The sequence below is a fragment of the Pseudomonas sp. S04 genome, from assembly GCF_009834545.1.
Classification (GTDB): domain Bacteria; phylum Pseudomonadota; class Gammaproteobacteria; order Pseudomonadales; family Pseudomonadaceae; genus Aquipseudomonas.
This window is the reverse complement of the sequence record NZ_CP019427.1, coordinates 4,490,699-4,511,864: the sequence shown is the minus strand read 5'-3', so window position 1 is coordinate 4,511,864 and position 21,166 is coordinate 4,490,699. Positions and strand designations below refer to the sequence as shown.

Sequence of the window (21,166 nt, the reverse complement as noted above, 5' to 3'; positions counted from 1 at the left end):
TAACAATGAGTGGCGACTTCCTCGCTCTGGCACAGCCGGGCGTGCAACAACTTTCGCCTTACGTTCCGGGTAAGCCCGTGGACGAACTGGCTCGCGAGCTGGATATCGATCCGGCCAGCATCGTTAAACTGGCCAGCAACGAAAACCCGCTGGGTGCCAGTCCCAAGGCCTTGGCGGCGATTCGTGAAGAGCTGGCCGAGCTGACCCGGTATCCGGATGGCAATGGCTTTGCGCTCAAGACCCTGCTGGCAGAACAGTGCCGTGTCGAGCTGAGCCAGGTGACGTTGGGCAACGGCTCCAACGACATTCTTGAGCTGGTGGCGCGTGCCTATCTTGCACCCGGCTTGAACGCAGTGTTCAGTGAGCACGCCTTTGCGGTCTATCCGATCGTCACCCAGGCCGTTGGTGCTGACGCGCGGGTGATTCCAGCCAAGGACTGGGGGTACGACCTGCCCGCCATGTTGGCGGCGATCGACGCCAATACCCGAGTAGTGTTCATTGCCAACCCGAACAACCCGACCGGAACCTGGTTCAGTGCCGAGGCACTGGATGAGTTCCTGCAGGATGTGCCTGCCTCGGTGCTGGTGGTGCTGGACGAGGCGTACATCGAGTACGCTGAGGGCAGTGAGCTGCCCGATGGCCTGGATTTTCTTGCTGCGTATCCGAACTTGCTGGTATCGCGCACCTTCTCCAAGGCCTATGGCTTAGCGGCGTTGCGCGTCGGTTATGGTTTGTCGACGGCGGTGGTGGCTGACGTGCTGAATCGCGTGCGCCAGCCCTTCAACGTCAACAGCCTGGCACTGGCAGCCGCCTGTGCCGCGTTGCAGGACGATGAATACCTGGCTGAAAGCCGACGCCTGAATGAGGCTGGCATGCAGCAGTTGGAAGCCGGGTTCCGTGAGCTGGGGCTGGGCTGGATCCCGTCCCGGGGCAACTTCATCTGTGTTGATCTGGGGTGCAGTGCTGCGCCGATCTTCCAGGGCTTGCTGCGTGAAGGTGTGATTGTGCGTCCGGTGGCCAACTACGGCATGCCAAACCACCTGCGCATCACCGTCGGCCTGCCGGCGGAAAACAGTCGTTTCCTCGAGGCGCTGAGCAAGGTCCTGGCTCGTGGTTGATGTCAGTGCCGTGCAACCTGCTGTGCCGGTGATCGGCCGCCTGGTGGTGGTCGGCCTGGGGCTGATCGGCGGTTCGTTTGCCAAGGGCTTGCGCGAAAGCGGCATTTGCCGTGAGGTGGTGGGGGTCGATCTCGATCCGCAATCACGCAAGCTTGCCGTAGAACTGGGCGTGGTCGACCGCTGTGAAGATGACCTGGCGGCCGCCTGTGTCGGTGCGGACGTCATTCAGTTGGCGGTGCCGATCCTGGCCATGGAGAAACTCCTGGCGTTGCTCGCGGGCATGGACCTGGGCGCAGCGATCCTGACGGATGTCGGCAGTGCCAAGGGCAATGTGGTACGCGCGGCAACCCAGGCGTTCGGCGGCATGCCGCCACGCTTCGTGCCGGGGCACCCGATTGCCGGTTCCGAGCAGAGCGGGGTTGAGGCCTCCAATGCCCAGTTGTTCCGCCGGCACAAGGTGATCCTTACGCCGCTTGAGCAAACCGATCCGGCTGCGCTGGCGGTGGTTGATGCGTTGTGGCGCGAACTGGGTGCCGATGTCGAGCACATGCAGGTCGAGCGCCACGATGAAGTGCTGGCCGCAACCAGCCATCTGCCGCACCTGTTGGCGTTCGGTCTGGTCGACTCTTTGGCCAAGCGCAATGAAAATCTTGAGATCTTCCGTTACGCTGCGGGCGGCTTCCGCGATTTCACAAGAATCGCCGGTAGCGACCCGGTGATGTGGCACGACATCTTTCTCGCTAACCGGGAAGCGGTGCTGCGCACACTCGATACATTTCGCAGCGACCTCGACGCCTTGCGCGACGCGGTCGATGCAGGGGACGGGCACCAATTGTTGGGCGTATTCACTCGCGCCCGGGTTGCCCGCGAGCATTTCAGTAAAATCCTGGCCCGCCGGGCCTATGTGGACGCTATGAACTCCAACGACCTGATTTTCCTGGCACAACCTGGTGGCCGCCTGACTGGGCGGATTCGTGTACCGGGCGATAAATCGATTTCCCACCGTTCGATCATGCTCGGCTCGCTGGCTGAGGGTGTCACCGAAGTCGAAGGCTTCCTCGAGGGCGAAGATGCCCTGGCGACCCTGCAGGCCTTCCGCGACATGGGGGTGGTCATCGAAGGGCCGCACCATGGTCGTGTGACCATTCACGGTGTGGGCCTGCATGGCTTGAAACCGGCGCCTGGCCCGATCTACCTGGGCAACTCCGGCACTTCGATGCGCCTGCTGTCTGGCCTTCTGGCTGCGCAGAGCTTCGATAGCACCCTGACGGGCGACGCCTCGTTGTCCAAGCGCCCGATGAATCGCGTGGCCAATCCGCTGCGGGAAATGGGTGCGGTGATCGAAACCGCCGCTGAAGGCCGTCCGCCGATGATCATTCGTGGTGGTCATGCCCTCAAGGGCCTGACCTACACCATGCCGATGGCCAGCGCCCAGGTTAAGTCCTGCCTGCTGTTGGCTGGTCTGTACGCCGAAGGCCAGACCACGGTCACCGAGCCTGCGCCAACGCGTGACCATACCGAGCGCATGCTGCGTGGCTTCGGCTATCCGGTAACTGTCGAGGGCGCAACCGCTTCGGTCGAGTCCGGCCACAAGCTGACGGCCACTCACATCGAAGTGCCGGGCGATATCTCCTCGTCGGCGTTTTTCCTGGTCGCCGCTTCGATTGCCGAAGGTTCCGAGCTGGTGCTGGAGCACGTCGGCATCAACCCGACCCGCACCGGGGTGATCGATATCCTGCGTCTCATGGGTGCCGACATTACCCTGGAAAACCAGCGCGAAGTGGGCGGCGAGCCGGTGGCTGACCTGCGCGTGCGCGCGGCTCAACTCAAGGGCATCGAGATTCCCGAGGAGCTGGTGCCGCTGGCCATCGACGAGTTCCCGGTACTGTTCGTGGCGGCAGCTTGTGCGCAAGGCCGGACTATCCTGCGCGGTGCCGAAGAGCTGCGGGTCAAGGAATCTGATCGGATCCAGGTCATGGCCGACGGTCTGCTGGCGCTGGGCGTCAAGTGTGAGCCGACGCCGGATGGGATTATCATTGACGGCGGCCAGATCGGTGGTGGCGAAGTCCACGGTCATGGTGATCATCGGATTGCGATGGCCTTCAGTGTGGCGTCGCTGCGTGCCAATGCGCCGATCCGCATCCATGATTGCGCCAACGTCGCCACCTCCTTCCCGAATTTCCTCGCGTTGTGCGCGCAGGTCGGTATCCGCGTTGCCCAAGAGGCTCAGTCGTGAACAACATTGCTCCAGTTATCACCATCGACGGGCCAAGTGGTTCGGGTAAAGGCACTATTGCCGGCATGCTCGCCAGGCGCCTGAACTGGAATCTGCTGGATTCCGGTGCGTTGTACCGTTTGCTGGCGTTCGCTGCGCGCAACCACGGGGTCGACCTGACCAACGAGGAATTGCTGAAGAAACTTGCCGCTCATCTGGATGTGCAGTTCATCGCGGCGACCGACGGTCAGTTGCAGCGCATCATCCTTGAAGGGGATGAGGTCAGCGACGCGATCCGCACCGAAGCTGCTGGTGCGGGCGCCTCCCAGGTAGCTGCGCTGCCGGCTGTGCGTGAAGCGCTGCTGCAGCGCCAGCGGGCTTTCCAGGAAGCCCCGGGGCTGGTGGCTGACGGTCGTGACATGGGCACGGTGGTCTTTCCCGATGCGCCCTTGAAGATTTTTCTGACCGCCAGCGCCGAGGAACGAGCGCGCCGCCGATATTTGCAGTTGAAGGGCAAGGGCGAGGATGTTAGTCTGTCGAGTCTGCTAGATGAGATCCGTGTGCGCGATGAGCGCGACACCCAGCGAGCGGTAGCCCCGCTCAAGCCGGCGGTCGACGCGATTCAGCTGGATTCCACGGAGTTGTCCATCGATCAGGTGCTGGAACGCATCATGAGCGAAATCGCCCTCCGCGATATCGCCGGGTGACCAAGAAGGCCGTAGGGGACCAGTCATAGTCCTGCGGTGCTTCTTTTAATTGAAACTAACCCACACCGTCTGGGGTGTGGAGATGGGCGTATTCTTCGCCCTTATCAACAGGAATTAAAATGAGCGAAAGCTTTGCGGAACTCTTTGAAGAAAGCCTAAAAACCCTGAACCTTCAGGCAGGCTCCATCATCACCGGTGTTATCGTTGATATCGATTACCAAGCTCGCTGGGTAACCGTTCACGCTGGCCTGAAGTCTGAAGCACTCATCCCGCTTGAGCAGTTCTACAACGACGCTGGCGAACTGAACATCAACGTCGGTGACGAAGTTCACGTTGCTCTGGACTCGGTTGAAGACGGCTTTGGCGAAACCAAGCTGTCCCGTGAAAAAGCCAAGCGCGCTGAATGCTGGATTGTTCTGGAAGCAGCCTTCGCAGCCGAAGAAGTGGTCAAGGGCGTTATCAACGGTAAGGTTAAAGGCGGCTTCACTGTCGACGTTAACGGCATCCGTGCGTTCCTGCCAGGTTCTCTGGTTGACGTCCGTCCTGTGCGCGACACCACGCACCTGGAAGGCAAAGAGCTGGAATTCAAGGTCATCAAGCTTGACCAGAAACGCAACAACGTTGTCGTTTCCCGTCGTAGCGTCCTCGAAGCCGAGAACTCCGCTGAGCGTGAAGCTCTGCTGGAATCCCTGCAGGAAGGCCAACAAGTCAAAGGTATCGTCAAGAACCTCACCGATTACGGCGCATTCGTCGATCTGGGTGGCGTCGATGGCCTGCTGCACATTACCGACATGGCTTGGAAGCGTATCAAGCATCCATCGGAAATCGTCAACGTTGGCGACGAGATCGATGTCAAGGTTCTGAAGTACGATCGCGAGCGCAATCGTGTTTCCCTGGGCCTCAAGCAACTGGGCGAAGATCCATGGGTTGCTATCAAAGCCCGTTACCCAGAAAGCACTCGCGTTACCGCGCGTGTAACCAACCTGACCGACTACGGCTGCTTCGCTGAGCTGGAAGAAGGCGTTGAAGGTCTGGTACACGTTTCCGAAATGGACTGGACCAACAAGAACATCCACCCTTCGAAAGTCGTACAAGTCGGCGACGAAGTGGAAGTTATGGTTCTGGACATCGACGAAGAGCGTCGTCGTATCTCCCTGGGCATCAAGCAGTGCAAATCTAACCCATGGGAAGATTTCTCTGGCCAGTTCAACAAGGGCGATAAAATCTCCGGCACCATCAAGTCGATCACCGATTTCGGTATCTTCATTGGTCTGGACGGCGGCATCGACGGCCTGGTTCACCTGTCCGACATCTCCTGGAACGAAGTGGGCGAAGAAGCTGTTCGTCGCTTCAAGAAAGGCGACGAGCTGGACACCGTTATCCTGTCGGTTGACCCAGAGCGCGAGCGTATCTCCCTGGGTATCAAGCAACTGGAAAGCGATCCGTTCTCCGAGTACGTTCAAGAGAACGACAAAGGCGCAATCGTTAAAGGCATCGTGAAAGAAGTTGACGCTAAAGGCGCCATCATCACTTTGGCTGACGACATCGAAGCGACTCTGAAAGCCTCCGAAATCAGCCGTGACCGCGTTGAAGACGCGCGTAACGTTCTGAAAGAAGGCGAAGAAGTAGAAGCCAAGATCATCAGCGTTGACCGCAAGAGCCGCGTAATCCAGCTCTCCATCAAGTCGAAAGACGATGCTGAAGAGAAAGAAGCAATCCAGAGCCTGCGCGACAAGCCAGCTACCTCTGACATTGCTGCTGGTCCTACCACTCTGGGCGACCTGTTGCGTGCACAGATGGAAAAACAGAACTAAGTTCTGTTAGACCATAAAAAGGGCGACTTCGGTCGCCCTTTTTTGTGCCTGGAATTTGAGTTTGCGACGATTGATGGGTGTGTCGGTTATCGGTGAAACAAACCCCGGGCAGTGCTGTCTGGTTCTTTGTGCGGAGCATTTCACTATTTGGGCTAGGCTTAGCCTGAAGCAAACAGCGGTCGGGCAAATCGTCCAGTCTAAGGAAGCGAATGAACAGGTTCTTCGTCGTGCTTGTTGTGCTGGTTCTGGCAGGCTGTACCACTAACGTGAAGTCCCATGCGGTGCGCGGGGTGAGCGGGATCGAGATCGATTGTTCGGGGCTTGGGTCGGGTTGGGAGAGGTGCTACAAGCGCGCAGACAAGGAATGCAAGGCGCAGGGGTATAAGGTCGTTGCCAGGTCCAGTGATATCAAGGAGGAGGATCAGGACTATCCGTTTGGTTGGAATCCGGCGGGTTACCTTACGCGCACTATGCTGGTCATTTGTAGGTAATCGTGTGGTGAATTTGTATGGTGAGTCTGGGTTTGATGTCTGAAAAAACTCGATTGATCGGTGAGGTCGTGGTCGTGCAGATAAGTCAATGCTTGGGCTGTTCAAATTCCTTCTGGCATGCTAAAACCTTTGAAGCGCTGATCTAGCTGCTTGAAAAAGAAGGGAAAAATATGACGAAGTCGGAGTTGATCGAACGAATTGTCACCCATCAAGGGCTGCTTTCATCCAAGGATGTAGAGCTGGCCATCAAGACTATGCTTGAACAAATGTCCCAATGCCTGGCCACCGGTGATCGCATCGAGATCCGTGGTTTTGGCAGTTTCTCCCTGCACTACCGCGCACCTCGTGTAGGACGCAACCCGAAGACCGGGCAATCGGTTAGCCTGGATGGAAAATTTGTTCCCCATTTCAAACCGGGCAAAGAGCTTCGGGATCGGGTGAATGAAGAAGAGGAGGAGGGGCTTTGACAGACTGCGCAACTCAAGGAATCACTTATGCGTAGCGTGAAGCGTGTACTGCTTGGCGTTTTTGTCCTGTTGCTGGCGCTGGCGATACTGCTGTTTGTGCTGGAAAATCAGCAGTCGGTATCTTTGCTGTTTCTTGGCTGGGCGGGGCCGCAAATCCCACTGTCGGTGGTTGTGGTACTGACGCTCCTGGTGGGGATGGTGATAGGGCCTGTATTGGGGTGGTTCCTGGGTCGTACTTCCAGGGGGGCGCGAAAGCGGGTGCTGTCCTAGCGGAGCACCTTTGGCATGCCCCTGGCTTTGGCTGCAGGGTGCCCATATCCATTAGTGAGTCGTGATTGAGCGGTAAATTGCAGCAATCGTCCGCAAATGATTGGGCCTCACATCGGTCGGACTGAACCTGACAAAAAACGACTGATGCATTCATGGATTAGACGGCCGTCCGGTAGCGACGCTGTCTGCAACTCAAGGGTATGCTTTCGCGTGAAAATTCTAGTAACCGGCGGTGCAGGATTTATCGGTTCGGCGGTCATTCGCCATATCATTTCCAACACGAATGACGCGGTCGTTAATGTCGATAAGCTCACGTATGCGGGCAACCTTGAGTCTTTGGCTGAAGTCAGCCAAAACGCCCGTTATCTATTCGAGCACGTCGATATTTGTGATCGCGAGCAGATCGATCGTGTCCTGCGTGAACAGCAACCAGATGCCATCATGCACCTGGCCGCGGAATCCCACGTCGATCGTTCGATCAGCGGCCCATCCGAATTTATCCAGACCAACATCATTGGCACCTACACGCTGCTTGAAGCCGCGCGTCACTACTGGGCAGCGCTGGACGATGGTCGCAAGGCGAGTTTCCGATTTCACCATATTTCGACTGACGAAGTTTATGGTGACCTCGAAGGCCCGCAAGACCTCTTCACCGAAACCACGCCCTATCAGCCAAGCTCGCCGTACTCGGCCAGCAAGGCCAGCTCTGATCATCTGGTTCGTGCCTGGGCGCGTACCTATGGCCTGCCTACCCTGGTCACCAACTGCTCGAACAACTACGGGCCGTGCCACTTTCCCGAGAAACTGATTCCGCTGATCATTCTCAATGCGCTGGAAGGCAAGGCATTGCCGGTGTATGGCAAAGGTAACCAGGTGCGTGACTGGCTCTATGTCGAGGACCATGCGCGGGCGCTGTATAAAGTCGTGACCGAAGGTGTCATTGGCGAGACCTACAACATCGGTGGCCATAACGAAAAACAAAATATCGAGGTCGTACGCGCCCTGTGCGCACTACTCGATGAGCTGCGTCCGGATTCTCCTCATTGCCCGCACGCCAGCCTGATCACTTTCGTTCAGGATCGCCCGGGTCACGATCAGCGCTACGCGATCGATGCCAGCAAAATCCAGCGTGAGCTGGGTTGGACGCCGCAAGAGTCTTTTGAAACCGGCATCCGCAAGACCGTCGAATGGTATCTAACCCACACTGAGTGGGTGGATCACGTGAAGAGCGGAAGCTACCAGCAGTGGATCGACCAGAACTACGCGGATCGGTCGAGCAAGGCATGAAAATCCTCCTGCTGGGGAAAAATGGCCAGGTAGGCTGGGAACTGCAGCGCTCTCTTGCACCCCTTGGCGAGTTGATTGCGCTGGATCGTCATGCCTCCGATGGCTTGAGCGGCGACCTGTCCGACCTCGAGGCCTTGCGCGCGACAATCCGCCGGGTCAAGCCCAACGTCATTGTCAACGCTGCTGCTTATACAGCTGTTGATAAGGCCGAATCCGAAACCGAACTGGCTGACCGTGTGAATGGTCAGGCGAGCCAGGTCATGGCGGTGGAAGCCAAAGCTCTCGATGCCTGGCTTATTCATTACTCGACCGACTATGTCTTCAGCGGGCAGGGCCTGGTTCCATGGACGGAGGTAGATGCAGTCGCCCCCGTCAATCACTACGGCGCCAGTAAGTTGCTCGGTGAGCAGGCGATTATTGGGGCCGGGTGTAAGTACCTGATCTTTCGCACCAGTTGGGTCTATGGGGTTCGCGGCAATAACTTCGCCAAGACGATGCTGCGACTGGCCAGGGAGCGCGAGACCTTGAGCATCATCGCTGATCAGATTGGGGCCCCTACGGGGGCAGAGCTTATCGCAGACATCACCGCGCTGGCTGTTCAGAAAGTCATGCAAAACCCTGAGCTCGCGGGCCTTTATCACTTGGCTGCTGGTGGTGAAGTGTCCTGGCACGGCTATGCTAGTCATGTGATCGATTTCGCCCGCAGCCAGGGTGAACAACTGGCAGTGACGGCAGTCAATCCGATCGATACCACGGCCTATCCAACACCTGCACGCCGCCCGCTGAATTCGCGTCTGAATACGCAAAAGCTGCGCGACAGTTTTTCTCTGTGCTTACCGGATTGGCAAACTGGTGTAACCCGAATGCTTAGGGAAGTCCTGAATAAATGACCACGACAAATCGTAAAGGCATCATCCTCGCAGGCGGCTCAGGCACTCGACTTCACCCGTTGACGCTCGGCGTGTCCAAGCAGATGCTGCCGATCTATGACAAGCCGATGATCTTCTACCCGCTATCGGTACTGATGCTTGCGGGTATGCGTGAAGTTCTGATCATTTCCACGCCTGAAGACCTGCCGAGTTTTCGTAAGCTTCTTGGTGACGGTAGTCTTTATGGCATCAAGCTAAGCTATGCCGAACAGCCGAGCCCGGATGGCCTTGCCCAGGCATTCATTATTGGCGAAGAGTTTATCGGCAACGACCCATGCTGTCTGATCCTGGGTGACAACATTTTTTACGGTCAGCACTTTTCCGATAATCTGCGCGCGGCGAGCGCCCAGCAACACGGTGCTACGGTTTTTGGTTATCACGTTTCCGATCCGGAGCGTTTTGGTGTAGTTGAGTTTGACGCATCGGGGCGAGCGCTTAGCATTGAGGAAAAACCGCTCAAGCCCAAATCAAACTACGCGGTTACAGGGTTATATTTTTACGATAACCAGGTTGTCGAGATTGCCAAGGGCATCAAGCCCTCCGAGCGGGGCGAGCTGGAAATCACGGATGTAACTCGCGCCTATCTTGAGCAGAATACCCTGAACGTCGAAATGCTCGGTCGCGGTTTCGCCTGGCTCGACACCGGCACGCACGAGTCTTTACTGGAAGCCAGTCACTTCGTGCGCACGATCGAACAGCGTCAGGGACTGAAAGTAGCTTGTCTGGAGGAGATCGCTTACAACAATGGCTGGATCACCCCAGAGCAATTGAGTGCTCAGGCACAGCGTCTCAAGAAGACTGGCTATGGTCAGTATCTGCAGAGGCTGCTGGACTAGTGTTTTTACTGACCTGTGAGCGTCCTTTTTCCAATTTGAAGTGTTCAACCAATGCAAGCAGGATCGGCATGCCAGTAAAGTATCCACGGGTAGCAGTTTTGCTGGCTGCGTACAACGGAATACGGTGGATTGAAGAGCAAGTTTCCTCAATCTTAGATCAGTCAGCTGTAGATGTTACCGTTTATATAAGTGTTGATCCTTCGACAGACGGCACCGAGGGGTGGTGTGCCAGTCTCGCCGTTGAGCGCAGCAACGTAGTTTTGTTGCCTACTGCCGGCCATTTCGGTGGCGCAGCACGTAATTTCTTCCGTCTCATCCGTGATGTCGACTTTGAAGGTTATGACTTCATCGCGTTCTCTGATCAGGATGACATTTGGCACTCAGATAAGCTCGCACGGGCCACTCAGGCTTTACTGACAAGCGAATACGACGCCTATTCAAGTAATGTAACGGCTTTCTGGCCGGACGGGAAAACACATTTGTTGGACAAGGCGCAGCCACAGGTTGCCTGGGATTTTTTATTTGAGGCTGCTGGACCCGGTTGCACCTATGTATTGAGTAAGAGATTGGCAGACCCGCTGAAGGACTCCATGCTTTGCAATTGGCAAGCATTACAGGACGTTGGCTTGCATGATTGGTATTGCTACGCTTTCGCCCGCAGTCACCATTACAAATGGTTCATCGACCCTGTTCCATCCATGCACTATCGTCAGCACGATAGCAATCAAGTGGGGGCTAATACTGGACTAACACCTCTAATTGCCCGATATAAAACCATTCATAATGGCCAGTGGTTTTCTCAAGTGCAATTGATCGCCTCGTTGGTTGGCCAGAACAGAGATCCATTTGTCGGTGCCTGGTTGGAATTAGGGCGCAGCCAGTTATTGAAGCTTTCCTTAAGCGCCTGGAAATGCCGGCGAAGATTCCGCGATAAAGTATTCTTCTTTTTTATTTGCTGTGCCATCGCGGTGATGGGGAATAGAGCTAAATGAAAGGTCCAGAAGTTTTGGTAACGGGAGCAAGCGGGTTTGTTGGTGAAGCTTTGGTTTTCAGGCTTCTATTCGATAAAAAATTCACGCCTGTCGCCGCCGTACGGGGCGTTACACAACTACTTGGTTTGTGCCGGGTAGTCCCGTTCGACTTGAACGACAAAACTGCGTTGCCTGCCCTGAATGACGTCCAAGTAGTAATTCATGCCGCGGCTCGAGTGCATGTGATGAAGGAAGCGTCAACGGATTCCCTTTCTGAATTTCGTAAAGTTAATGTGGAGGGAACCGCTAGACTGGCCCAGAAAGCTGCCGAGTCGGGGGTGAAGCGGTTTATTTTTATCAGTTCAATCAAGGTTAATGGCGAAAAAACTGCACCAAGGACATCTTTTAAAGCTGACGACCCTCCAGCACCTGTAGATCCGTATGGAATCTCGAAACAAGAAGCTGAAGAAGCGTTGAGGGAAATTGGCCAGAATACAGGGATGGAGATTGTTATCATCAGGCCACCGCTCGTGTATGGCCCGGGTGTGAAAGCGAATTTTTTAAGCATGATGAACTGGCTGTACCGAAATGTACCCCTGCCATTAGGGGCTATCAATAATCAACGCAGTCTGGTGGCGCTTGAAAATCTTGTGGATCTCGTTGTGACCTGTATCGATCATCCCGCGGCGGCGAATAATGTATTCCTGGTTAGTGATGGTGAGGACTTGTCGACAACGTTGCTGCTTCGGCGCCTGGCTCACGCCTTGGGCTCAAAATCATGGTTACTACCGGTGCCGGCATTGATATTGACTTTAAGTGCTGCACTCATAGGTAAAAAGGCGATTGTTCAGCGTTTGTGCAACTCATTGCAGGTTGATATTAGCAAGACATGTGATGTTTTGAACTGGCGTCCCCCGGTAAGCGTGGACAATGCATTACGCAAAACTGCTGACTATTATCTGGATAAGCTAACGAAATGAATTTTTGGTGGTTGCTAACTGCGGTGTTCGCTAGTTCCTGGTTATTGACGTTTGTCCTGCGCCGTTATGCCTTGGCCCGAAGTTTGATGGATATACCTAGCGAGCGCAGTTCCCATACGGTGCCTACGCCTCGCGGAGGAGGGGTCGCTATTGTGTTGGCATTTGCAGGAGCGCTGCCGGTGTTAGTCACTATGGGCCTGCTGGGCATACCTTTGCTGACTGGGCTGCTGGGCTCTGGAATTTTAGTGGCGATTATTGGCTTCGCCGATGATCATGGTCATATTGCTGCTAGATGGCGCCTATTGGGGCATTTCATAGCAGCCGGCTGGGCACTGTTCTGGTTCAACGGACTCGCGCCTATCTCATTTTTTGGTACGGCAATTGACTTGGGTTGGTTCGGTATTGTTCTCGCACTGATTTACCTTGTGTGGATGCTGAACCTCTACAACTTTATGGACGGGATTGATGGCTTGGCCAGCGCCGAAGCCATATGCGTATGCCTGGGGGCATGTGTACTGTATTGGCTTGGTGGCTACGCCAACCTGATATGGGTTCCATTCGTTTTGGCGGGAGCGGTGGCAGGGTTTCTATGCTGGAACTTTCCTCCTGCACGTATTTTTATGGGAGATGCGGGGAGTGGGTTTCTAGGCTTCACTCTCGGTGGTTTGGCGCTTCATGCGGCCTGGACAGCACCTGAGTTGCTTTGGAGTTGGTTGATTCTGCTCGGTGTTTTTATAGTGGATGCGACCTGGACGTTGCTGCGACGTTTAATGCGTGGAGACAACGTTTCTCAGGCGCATCGCAGCCACGCCTATCAGTATGCATCTCGTCACTTTAAGAGCCATCGAGTTGTAACGGTCGGGGTTGTTGTTATTAATCTTGTCTGGTTGCTGCCCATTTCGATTTTTGTTGGGGTGGGACTGATCAATGAAATGCTGGGGATGTTACTTGCGTACACTCCGCTGGCCTTTATAGTCTGCTTATTCAACGCTGGAGCGCTTGAGGAAAAGCCTGATTCTTGAGCCGCAGTGAGAGTGACTGTTTGCTGTATCAAACTAACAATCTCATCCTTGGTGGGAGAGATTGTTAGTTGGTTACTGTTGGCAAACTTAAGCACTATCTTTTGCGGGACTTCATCCGATAGCGTTTGACCGCGTTGGCCAATGTGAAGAGAGCAATAAGTACGGCCTTGTGCACTGGGCCAATTCCATTGAGATGCTTGATTCCAGAGGTCCATTGAACTCGGCGGATATAGTCCATCACCTGTCTGCGCGCCGTGCCACTAAATGGTGAAAGAAAGATTGTGGATAGTGCCGGGGCTTGATTCTTCTGAAAAATATCGCCGAAGCCAAAAACATCATGCTGAGGGGTCTGGATAAAGATCTTTGCCAAGTCGGGATTCGGATTGACACTGAGTTTTTTCCAGACATGCACAGCCGACGCATGCAGTTCTGCAGCGCCCACCACGTAACGCTCCAGATACGGTCCCCATACTTGAGCCGCCAGTGCGACACCTTCCTGAAAGTGAACGGAAAATTCACTGTGGGAACTATTCTCCTCGGCACAGACGTTGCGATGTGCAGTAACCTTGCCTTGCGATCGCACGTATTTCTCCGCGCTTCCCAAGTTTGAAGTGCACAGCATTTCAAGTACAGCAAACGCTTCAAACAGCTGCCCTGTATCTGCATCAACCCTTTCATCAGCACCATAGGCACATTTTGAAACGTTCGACGTCTGAGGATTTAACATCTTACGCAGGCCGAGGTACATCCCGTGAAAGTGTGTAGCAGGCTTTATCCGCGCAAGATTATCCTGGATCGTTCCGCGCCAGCCAATATCAACCAGGCCAACCTTATCGCTCTGCGAAATACCTTTTTCTGTAAGGTATTCATTCAAAAGCTCACGTTGTTCCAATATTTTTTCGTTGACGGCAGCCGTGAATTCCGGGGCCCGAATCAACTTGCTTAATGACTCGTTTGCCTCGGGGCGTTCAATAACATCCGTGGCCTTTAACCCAACCTCAGATAATAGATTAGAAAAGTTGGAGTATTCCAGGCCAAGGGTGGAAAACAGTCCGGAAACTTTTTGTGAGCGGTTCAAGCGCCAAATACGATTGAACTCATCCTTCGAGATATCTTCCATTGAGGCGACGAACGTAGAGAGCCGGCTGACTTCAAGCTCCGCATAAGCTGGCAACTGATGCCCAAAAAGCGTCTGATCTGGGAATATAATTTCGTATATGCGGCGAAAGAACTCGCCTTCTCGGGTAAGAAAGAATACTTGATCCAGACGCTGAGCGATTGCCTGTTCGGCGATCCACAAGGCGAAGCCCACGAACAGTGGAGCGGCTTCCACCCCGAAACGAAAAGCTGTCGATTCGGTCTTTTGCCGCGCAAGTATAGATGGCGCCATTGCTTGGATACTGAGCTGGCGAAGATGTTGGAACAGCGCTTCACGCGAAACAAACAGGCTCTCTCGCTCTTTCCTGTCGGCATGGGATTTTTCCGGCACGAATGAAATGCCGGTAACACCCAGTTGCGCCGGAGACTCCACATCCGACCAAGGGTGATCGCCTACATGCACATGTTCGTGAGGGGTGATCCCGAAGACCTCGTGTACATGCTTGAACAGCGTTCCTGAGCGTTTATTCAAGCCCACGTCGCACGAGCTCACGCCATCCTCGAAGAGATGACTGAGGCCCTTCTGCTCGAGCAAGTGTTTGAGCATGTCAGAGCTCATGTAGAAATCGGAAAGGAATATTGTTCTTTCGGCAGAGTGCAGCTTGAGAAACTCTTCGATATCCGGGTCCTGAAAAGTATGCCGCACTTCTACTGAAAGCTCATAGTCGGCAAAGCGCTGAGGCAGGCTCTCATCGGAGGAAGAGAGCAGTATTGTCTTCAGCCATTCTTTGAGCACATGAACGATTTCGTACTCTTCGTCCTTGTTTGCTTCTCGAGCCTCTCGCGCAAGACGGGCCTCGGTCTCTACCCGTGCTCGATAGATATCCCAGTAACCCGTATAGGGTGGTTTGAAGTGTCCAAGCAGCTCGAAATAGACATGAGCGGCAGTCGCCAGCTTGATGCATTCAGGGTGGCAATCTCTTCTAAGCAAGGTGTCCCAGACATCAACTGTCTTGATTTTGTAGATCATCGTACTTCTCGCCCACCAAAAATCACTTCACCTACCGCTTCCAGTTGTTTGATCCGAAGCTTCAGCGACTCGGGGAGTCTGGCGGAAAGCGCGCTGAGTTTATGGCGGCGAACGACCCAGCGATTTGTATTGAGACGCTGTTTTTCTTGAGCTGAGTACTCGTTGAATGCTTTTACCGTCAACTCTGTAAAAATAGACTTTTCCATGAGCGGACCTTCCAAACACTTCTCTACCCATTCGCAGAAAAGAGCCGAAGAGTCATGCCAGGAGGGCCAGTTGTCGGCCGTTTGGCGTGCCCCTTCTTGAAGCCGTGAAAGCTCCGTGCGATCGCTTATGAGTTTTTTTAGGACGTTGACGACACTGTCAGTGTCTCCAGTGGGGATCACGACCGCATTGTCTCCGTTGACGATGTACTCGTCATGTCCGGAAACATCAAAGACTACGGCGGTGCCGCCGCAGTGAAATAGCTCAAGCGGTGGGCCGAACATCCCTTCGACCGTACTGAGTTTGATCAAAATATCGCAAGAGCGATAAATTTCGGCAGTCTTGACCATTGGTACCCGAGAAAACACCCGCGAAACCCCGGGAAGCCACTTGATGGGAGACCCCGTCAGCACCCAGATGTCTTTTGCACCGGCTTCTCTGGCTAATCGAACACCCAAAGCCGTGTTCTTGAATGAAACACCAAAATGCCCTTCTACCAGGATCCTGGGTTGCGCATCAGTAGGGCGGGGTGCGCTGGCTACGCCCTGTGTTGAGTACACATCCTTGCGAATACCGTTGCGTACCAGAGCAGTATCCCGATTGAAATCGTCCTTCAGATATTGTTGGATCCACGTAGCTTCAGTCACGTATTCGATGGGGAAGCGGTAGGTAGCGTCCACCAAAGCCCGCAAGGGTATTTCCGATTCAGGATAAAATCTGGACTCGATCGATTGTACGAAGTACGCATACCTCCTGGCGTCGAAATTGCCAAGCTCAAAAGCGGTTTTCCACCATGTGGCGATGACCAGGTCGAAAGATTCTTGTTTGGCCTCTTCGATAGGCAGGCAACGAAGCTTGGGCGCTTCGTCATGCCAGGAAAGTGTCGCTGCCGAAAAAGGCTCCTGAACTGCCAGCGTTACGTCATATCCATGTCTGCGCAAGTAGCTGGCATGCTGAATGATGACGTAAGTGCCACCGCTGATAGCCATCGAGCCTACGAGAAAGCAAATTTTTCTATCGTTCAATTTATGACTACTTCTGAAAATAGCGGATTAGTCCATACAAGTTGGCTATTGGGCGGCCCACCCGCTCATCGAGCTTCTTCCATGGCCAGAACCCAAGCAATCCTCGTCCGTTGCGCCTCAGGACGGTGAACATGAACTTCAACCTAGCAGAAAAGCTTGGGACCTTGTGTACGCCAGTAAAGAAAGAGCGCTCAAATACACCGTAGTTTTCAACATGAAATACTGAAGAAAACCAGTCGATCTCGGGCTGTGAAGGCTGGAAGACCAGGCGTGCATGGCTGCGAGCGATTTGCCCAAGACGTAGCGACTTAACATCTGCTTGCTGTGTCATGGCGTCCAGCAGTTGGTCAAAGCGAGCGAAGAGGTAGCGCTGAACAGGAAACACCAGAGCCTCCACCATCTCTTGCTCATGGTACGTGTCATGGACGGCAAGGGCCTTGCCATCTGTGTCAATTAGGTAGCTGGCCACGGAGCCGTGATCTGCTGCCAGGAGTATTTCGAACAGAGCACGATTTTCATTGAATACATGAAAGCGCGGTGTACGGCCCGCAATGGAGGAAAATAGAAGACCGTGTTTGAGGTTTGCCGCCCCTGCTGCTCCTGGTGCTATAAGCCCGATGTAGTAGCCGGTGACTGATTTGATTGGCGATGCCGGTCCCTTGCACAACAGCGCATAAAGGTTGTCCTGGATCGTGCCCTTCCAGCCGACGTCTACGACCACAAGATTTTCGGGAACATCACCTTCCGAGAGCACAGAAATATATTGTTCAAAAGCCTTCTGACGACTCAGCCGTTGCTCGTCATATATTTCTATGAATCGTGGTAACGCCTTCAGGCGGTAGAAGAGTTCGCTCTCGGGAAAATCCTCTTGCCTTTGATTCAATTGTTCGTTCGTCAGCCCCAGCAAGGCTGACAGCTCCACGCAGAACTCATCCAGCCCAAGACTCGATAGAAACTCCAGTAGCGACATGCACCGATATTGCCTGAAAAGCGTTTCGAACCGTTCTTCACTCAACGTATTCAGAGAAGGCAGCAGCGTTGACCTGCGAGAAACCTCGAGGTAACGGCTCTGAATCGGAACTCCCACGCGAACGCAATATCGATCGAACATTTGCTTGAGCGGTTGCCCCTCTCTGGAGAGAAAGAACACCTGCTTGACACCGTTGCCGATGAGCGTGCGATGCAGTTCGCTCACCCAATACAGAAGCGTGTCTGCCATCTCTCCGAAAAGTTCGAACGAGTTAGAGCTTCCTTCAACGCCAGTTTTTCTGATGCCACTCGTCGCCGATGGAGTTTTTTTCACTGCATGTATTCCGTTTGATGGGGGCGATGTCGATTGACGTTTTGAGGTATGTTGATAGCAGGTAGGACAGGTAGATCCGATAGACCGCGATACTCGGATATCCGTGCTAACTGTAAGCTCAAAGCGTTTTGCATGCCGAAGGCTGTTTCGAGCCAGCGGCATGCTCAATTCTCATGTACGGCTGTCGATGGCTGTAAGGCTTTCAAAGTACTGACCAAACTTTTCAGCTTTTATCGACCAGTTCCAGTCCTTGATTCTTTCAATATTTTCAGTTGAAAGCCGAGTCAGTAGTGCCGGCTCCTCGACAAGCTTACGGATACTCACCTTGAGTGCTTCAATTGTTCTTTCTGGCAAGATAAATGCTTTTTGCAACTCACCGAAAGCCTGCGGCACGATACCAACATCAGTACTGATAACCGGTACTCCGCAGGCCATCGCTTCTAGAACAGGATTAGGCGTACCCTCAATTTTCGACGTACAGACATAGACATCGATCTTTGTGTAGTAGTTCGGCATCTGATCATGGGGAATGAATTGATCCTGGCGGTCAGCAAACAGGCTCTTTACAGCGAAACCTTCTTGCTGAAGCTGTTCAATTGCTGGCTTGAGTATCGTATTCACGCCTTTGAAGTCTTCGAGCTCAGCTGCCCACTTACTGTTTCCTACCCAGCCGACAACCAGTTCCCGCTGACCAACTTCTTGAAAGCGCTCTATATTCATGGGCATGAACTTGCTCAGGTCGACACCATCTTCAATTACGCAGGTGGGTTCGGGGTAGCCATTCACTTCGGAATAAATGCGCTCTAATTTTTCAGAGCCCACCGTGTAGCCGGCGACTACTTCGGTAAAAATATGCGCGCGCCCACTGAGCTCCTCTTCTTTCAGAAGCAGATGGTCATAAATACTTGTACTGAGCTTTTTAGTGGCAATGAAACGCTGATGGAACAGTTCATATGGCATGCCTAGGCTTTCAGCGTAGCTCCTGTAGTAAGGAGTACCAATGAGCGTCAGATGTTCCCTCCAGAAGAAGTGAACGATGTCGCAGTCTTCGGTCATCATGAATACTTTGTTGACGTTATCGATGATATCCATCGGTATTACAACAAAATCAAACCGGTCACTCAAATAACGTTCCAGTTGTCGGGAAATATTTCCAAATGCCCAGTTATCCGTATCAATGATCAGGGCTATTTTTGTTTTTTTGTGTTCTGCCGGAACGGTCTTCGCAGGAGCGGAAATGTGATCCGCTTCATTATTGAGCCCCAGTTCATCATGCCGTGACTGCAGCCAATGGTCTACCGCGTCACCCCATATCTTGAAACCGTGTTTTGCTTCAAGATGCATCGCCGACTTGTGAAGGACACCACGAGAAAAACGTTCTTTTTCATAGTCGCGATCAGCGTCCGAATCAGGCATTGGGTGGTCATGCACCAGAGCGCAAACCGATGCGCAGCCGACTTTGTAGCCCTGCTGGAATAGGCGTACCGAAAAATCGATATCCTCGAAACCAACAAACATTGCCTCGTCATAACTACCGACGCGAACGAACGTGTCTTTGTTAACGACGCAAGCACCACCAAATAGAAAGGTCCCTAGGAACGGCTGACTGATAATGTCTTGTATTTTTGTCTGTAGGGAAGCGCTGCCCGCACCAATATGAAGTTCGCCGTCTTCATAGGACACATAAACGTGACCACCCCTGGCGAAAATTGTTTGACCATCTGGATCCAGTAAGGGGAGGCTCATGAAATGGCAGCCAAGAACCGCTAGATCATGCTGGATCTGTTTCAGCGGATTCATCGTGAAGTAGATATCATTATCCAGACACATCAACCATTCCGTCGTGACGTGCGGAATGGTTCTATTGCGGCCGCCTGATACACCGAAATTTTGCCCGAGTTCAACAATACGAGTGCGGAAGGTCAGTGTTTTACATGCTTCGCGTATCTGCTCGATTTCTTCCGCTGAAGAGCCGTTGTCTATGATTAGCGCTTCACCGGCGAAGTGTGGTATGAACTCCTCGATGGACTTGAGCAATTTGATCGAGAGCGACGAACGGTTCATTGAAAGGAAAGAAATCGTTAAGTTTTCACCGCTGCTGCCGATATTCGGTCCTGTCTCCTGCCATGCATCGGTTGCCAGAAGAGCGTGCGCATTGTCGTAAACGTAGAGCCCGCGCGAAAGCCCCGGGATGATATCCAACCCTAGAACTTTCATTTATTTGGGTTCCTGCGAACAATTTTTACGGCTTTTTTCATGAGCGCTCGAACCGGACGAGGAATCAGTCCTCCCAAACGCAGATATCGGTAATAACCGACTCGCATCTGATCACGCTCAGCAGTTACTTTAGCCACTTCGGCCTGAAGTCCGTGCACTACTTCACTCAACGCGTGCTGGGCAGAGTTGAATGCATGCAGTCGTTCTTTTACTAGTTCGTTTTCCGTCAGCGTTGCCTGATAGTTAAGTCGTGTTTTTCTCAAGTCCGCCTTCAATACATCAGCTTCCATTTGAAGGGTCGTTAAAGCCTGGTTGAGCGCTTCCAGCTTCAATCGTTCATCCCCAAGCAGTGTCGCCGCCTTCTTCCGTTCGTCGACGAGCAGTGCACCGTCCATTGCCTGTACCATGCGCGCATAAGCGTCCATATTTACCGGGAAAACAGCGGCGCCATTAGTGATTTCAGAAGCATTCCAGATGCCAAAGTAATAGCTGCAGTTCTCAGGGTTGAATTCCCGCTTCTCGCCGCCGTTTACCAGGTATGCACCTTGGACTGAATTGAATTTCATCCAGCTATCGGGGACAGTTTCATAGTCTCGTTCGATATCTAGCGACGTTGAGCCGAATCCGAAGACCGCGGTTCCTATGCTCCAATTGACGTTGTCTCCCAGCACGCTGCTTGCGAGCTCCTGAAACTCTTCGAATCGGTATTTGCGCAAGTGGTACGGGTTGCTTTGATGCTCTTCCGGAAAGTACCAGTAGTCATTTGGACAACTGATGATAATGATCGCATCTTTTTTTGCAATGCGTTTCAGAGAATGTAAGTAGGCTACCGGGTCTTCAATGTGTTCGATGGTTTCACATGAAACGATAACGTCAAAGTGTTCGGCCGGAAACCTGCCTTCGATGGTTGTAGCGTCCGCCGCAATAAACTCAATTCCAGGACCGCCAAATGAATGAGTGGCACGATTCACTGCGTCAGTGAATACATCTACGCCGACTACTTCTTCAGCCCCAGCCTGTTTTAAAAGGTAGCTTCCATAACCCTCGCCGCAGGCGATATCCAGGACTCGCTTATTTTTAACAAAGGGCGTGGCAACCGAGTATCTCGCGAAATGGATTGACGCTTCTATGTTCGCTCTCTCTGGAGCAGAGTTGATATCTAACCGTTCCATTTGTGGCCTA

The 21,166-nt window shown here is 53.5% G+C and carries 18 protein-coding genes; 13 read left to right on the top strand and 5 right to left on the bottom strand.

Features of this window, described 5'->3' with window-relative positions:
* The first annotated feature begins 5 nt into the window (after nucleotides 1-5).
* From hisC to PspS04_RS19855, 13 genes are all read left to right on the top strand, one after another.
* Nucleotides 6-1,118, top strand: coding sequence for a histidinol-phosphate transaminase (hisC, locus tag PspS04_RS19915; RefSeq protein ID WP_159997358.1), 1,113 nt, complete (start codon nucleotides 6-8; stop codon nucleotides 1,116-1,118).
* Nucleotides 1,119-1,146: 28 nt separating this feature from the next.
* Nucleotides 1,147-3,354, top strand: coding sequence for a bifunctional prephenate dehydrogenase/3-phosphoshikimate 1-carboxyvinyltransferase (locus PspS04_RS19910; protein WP_159998896.1), 2,208 nt, complete (start codon nucleotides 1,147-1,149; stop codon nucleotides 3,352-3,354).
* Nucleotides 3,351-4,040, top strand: coding sequence for a (d)CMP kinase (gene cmk / locus PspS04_RS19905; RefSeq protein WP_159997356.1), 690 nt, complete (start codon nucleotides 3,351-3,353; stop codon nucleotides 4,038-4,040). The genes PspS04_RS19910 and cmk overlap by 4 nt, the downstream gene beginning before the upstream one ends.
* A 119-nt stretch (nucleotides 4,041-4,159) precedes the next feature.
* Nucleotides 4,160-5,854, top strand: coding sequence for a 30S ribosomal protein S1 (gene rpsA / locus PspS04_RS19900; protein WP_014337228.1), 1,695 nt, complete (start codon nucleotides 4,160-4,162; stop codon nucleotides 5,852-5,854).
* Between the two features lie 209 nt (nucleotides 5,855-6,063).
* A complete protein-coding gene (locus tag PspS04_RS19895) occupies nucleotides 6,064-6,345 on the top strand; it encodes a hypothetical protein (protein ID WP_095168027.1) in 282 nt (93 codons plus the stop codon).
* 170 nt (nucleotides 6,346-6,515) lie between these two features.
* A complete protein-coding gene (gene ihfB / locus PspS04_RS19890) occupies nucleotides 6,516-6,812 on the top strand; it encodes an integration host factor subunit beta (RefSeq protein WP_007899751.1) in 297 nt (98 codons plus the stop codon).
* 27 nt (nucleotides 6,813-6,839) lie between these two features.
* Nucleotides 6,840-7,082 carry a lipopolysaccharide assembly protein LapA domain-containing protein gene (locus PspS04_RS19885; RefSeq protein ID WP_159997354.1) on the top strand — a complete coding sequence of 81 codons (243 nt, stop codon included), beginning with the start codon at nucleotides 6,840-6,842 and terminating at the stop codon, nucleotides 7,080-7,082.
* 210 nt (nucleotides 7,083-7,292) lie between these two features.
* Nucleotides 7,293-8,369 carry a dTDP-glucose 4,6-dehydratase gene (gene rfbB / locus PspS04_RS19880; protein ID WP_159998894.1) on the top strand — a complete coding sequence of 359 codons (1,077 nt, stop codon included), beginning with the start codon at nucleotides 7,293-7,295 and terminating at the stop codon, nucleotides 8,367-8,369.
* Nucleotides 8,366-9,259, top strand: a complete 894-nt coding sequence (gene rfbD / locus PspS04_RS19875; protein WP_159997352.1) for a dTDP-4-dehydrorhamnose reductase — start codon at nucleotides 8,366-8,368, stop codon at nucleotides 9,257-9,259. Before rfbB ends, rfbD begins: the two co-directional genes overlap by 4 nt.
* The gene (rfbA, locus tag PspS04_RS19870; protein WP_159997350.1) at nucleotides 9,256-10,134 is read left to right on the top strand and encodes a glucose-1-phosphate thymidylyltransferase RfbA; all 879 of its coding nucleotides are present in this window, start codon (nucleotides 9,256-9,258) and stop codon (nucleotides 10,132-10,134) included. The genes rfbD and rfbA overlap by 4 nt, the downstream gene beginning before the upstream one ends.
* 68 nt (nucleotides 10,135-10,202) lie before the next feature.
* Nucleotides 10,203-11,126, top strand: coding sequence for a glycosyltransferase (locus PspS04_RS19865; RefSeq protein WP_159997348.1), 924 nt, complete (start codon nucleotides 10,203-10,205; stop codon nucleotides 11,124-11,126).
* Entirely contained in the window at nucleotides 11,123-12,085 is a 963-nt protein-coding gene (locus PspS04_RS19860) for a UDP-glucose 4-epimerase family protein (RefSeq protein ID WP_159997346.1), read from the top strand. The genes PspS04_RS19865 and PspS04_RS19860 overlap by 4 nt, the downstream gene beginning before the upstream one ends.
* Entirely contained in the window at nucleotides 12,082-13,107 is a 1,026-nt protein-coding gene (locus PspS04_RS19855) for an MraY family glycosyltransferase (RefSeq protein WP_159997344.1), read from the top strand. Before PspS04_RS19860 ends, PspS04_RS19855 begins: the two co-directional genes overlap by 4 nt.
* A 94-nt stretch (nucleotides 13,108-13,201) precedes the next feature.
* On the opposite strand, the gene PspS04_RS19850 is transcribed toward PspS04_RS19855, so the two are convergent.
* From PspS04_RS19850 to PspS04_RS19830, 5 genes are all read right to left on the bottom strand, one after another.
* Nucleotides 13,202-15,235: an HAD family hydrolase gene (locus PspS04_RS19850; RefSeq protein WP_159997342.1), complete on the bottom strand. Its 2,034-nt coding sequence runs from the start codon at nucleotides 15,233-15,235 to the stop codon at nucleotides 13,202-13,204.
* Nucleotides 15,232-16,464, bottom strand: a complete 1,233-nt coding sequence (locus PspS04_RS19845; RefSeq protein ID WP_237234934.1) for a glycosyltransferase — start codon at nucleotides 16,462-16,464, stop codon at nucleotides 15,232-15,234. The genes PspS04_RS19850 and PspS04_RS19845 overlap by 4 nt, the downstream gene beginning before the upstream one ends.
* 7 nt (nucleotides 16,465-16,471) lie before the next feature.
* On the bottom strand, nucleotides 16,472-17,767 hold the full coding sequence (locus tag PspS04_RS19840; RefSeq protein WP_237234933.1) for a hypothetical protein: 1,296 nt from the start codon (nucleotides 17,765-17,767) through the stop codon (nucleotides 16,472-16,474).
* Nucleotides 17,768-17,938: 171 nt separating this feature from the next.
* Nucleotides 17,939-19,984, bottom strand: coding sequence for a glycosyltransferase (locus PspS04_RS19835; RefSeq protein ID WP_159997340.1), 2,046 nt, complete (start codon nucleotides 19,982-19,984; stop codon nucleotides 17,939-17,941).
* A complete protein-coding gene (locus PspS04_RS19830) occupies nucleotides 19,981-21,156 on the bottom strand; it encodes a class I SAM-dependent methyltransferase (RefSeq protein ID WP_159997338.1) in 1,176 nt (391 codons plus the stop codon). Before PspS04_RS19830 ends, PspS04_RS19835 begins: the two co-directional genes overlap by 4 nt.
* Nucleotides 21,157-21,166 lie beyond the last annotated feature (10 nt).

Bases quoted from the DNA above. Each gene is read 5' to 3' on its own strand.
- hisC (WP_159997358.1), top strand. From the start codon at position 6: ATGAGTGGCGACTTCCTCGCTCTGGCACAGCCGGGCGTGCAACAACTT.
- rpsA (WP_014337228.1), top strand. From the start codon at position 4,160: ATGAGCGAAAGCTTTGCGGAACTCTTTGAAGAAAGCCTAAAAACCCTG.
- PspS04_RS19895 (WP_095168027.1), top strand. From the start codon at position 6,064: ATGAACAGGTTCTTCGTCGTGCTTGTTGTGCTGGTTCTGGCAGGCTGT.
- ihfB (WP_007899751.1), top strand. From the start codon at position 6,516: ATGACGAAGTCGGAGTTGATCGAACGAATTGTCACCCATCAAGGGCTG.
- PspS04_RS19885 (WP_159997354.1), top strand. From the start codon at position 6,840: ATGCGTAGCGTGAAGCGTGTACTGCTTGGCGTTTTTGTCCTGTTGCTG.
- rfbD (WP_159997352.1), top strand. From the start codon at position 8,366: ATGAAAATCCTCCTGCTGGGGAAAAATGGCCAGGTAGGCTGGGAACTG.
- rfbA (WP_159997350.1), top strand. From the start codon at position 9,256: ATGACCACGACAAATCGTAAAGGCATCATCCTCGCAGGCGGCTCAGGC.
- PspS04_RS19865 (WP_159997348.1), top strand. From the start codon at position 10,203: ATGCCAGTAAAGTATCCACGGGTAGCAGTTTTGCTGGCTGCGTACAAC.
- PspS04_RS19860 (WP_159997346.1), top strand. From the start codon at position 11,123: ATGAAAGGTCCAGAAGTTTTGGTAACGGGAGCAAGCGGGTTTGTTGGT.
- PspS04_RS19855 (WP_159997344.1), top strand. From the start codon at position 12,082: ATGAATTTTTGGTGGTTGCTAACTGCGGTGTTCGCTAGTTCCTGGTTA.
- PspS04_RS19850 (WP_159997342.1), bottom strand. From the start codon at position 15,235: ATGATCTACAAAATCAAGACAGTTGATGTCTGGGACACCTTGCTTAGA.
- PspS04_RS19835 (WP_159997340.1), bottom strand. From the start codon at position 19,984: ATGAAAGTTCTAGGGTTGGATATCATCCCGGGGCTTTCGCGCGGGCTC.
- PspS04_RS19830 (WP_159997338.1), bottom strand. From the start codon at position 21,156: ATGGAACGGTTAGATATCAACTCTGCTCCAGAGAGAGCGAACATAGAA.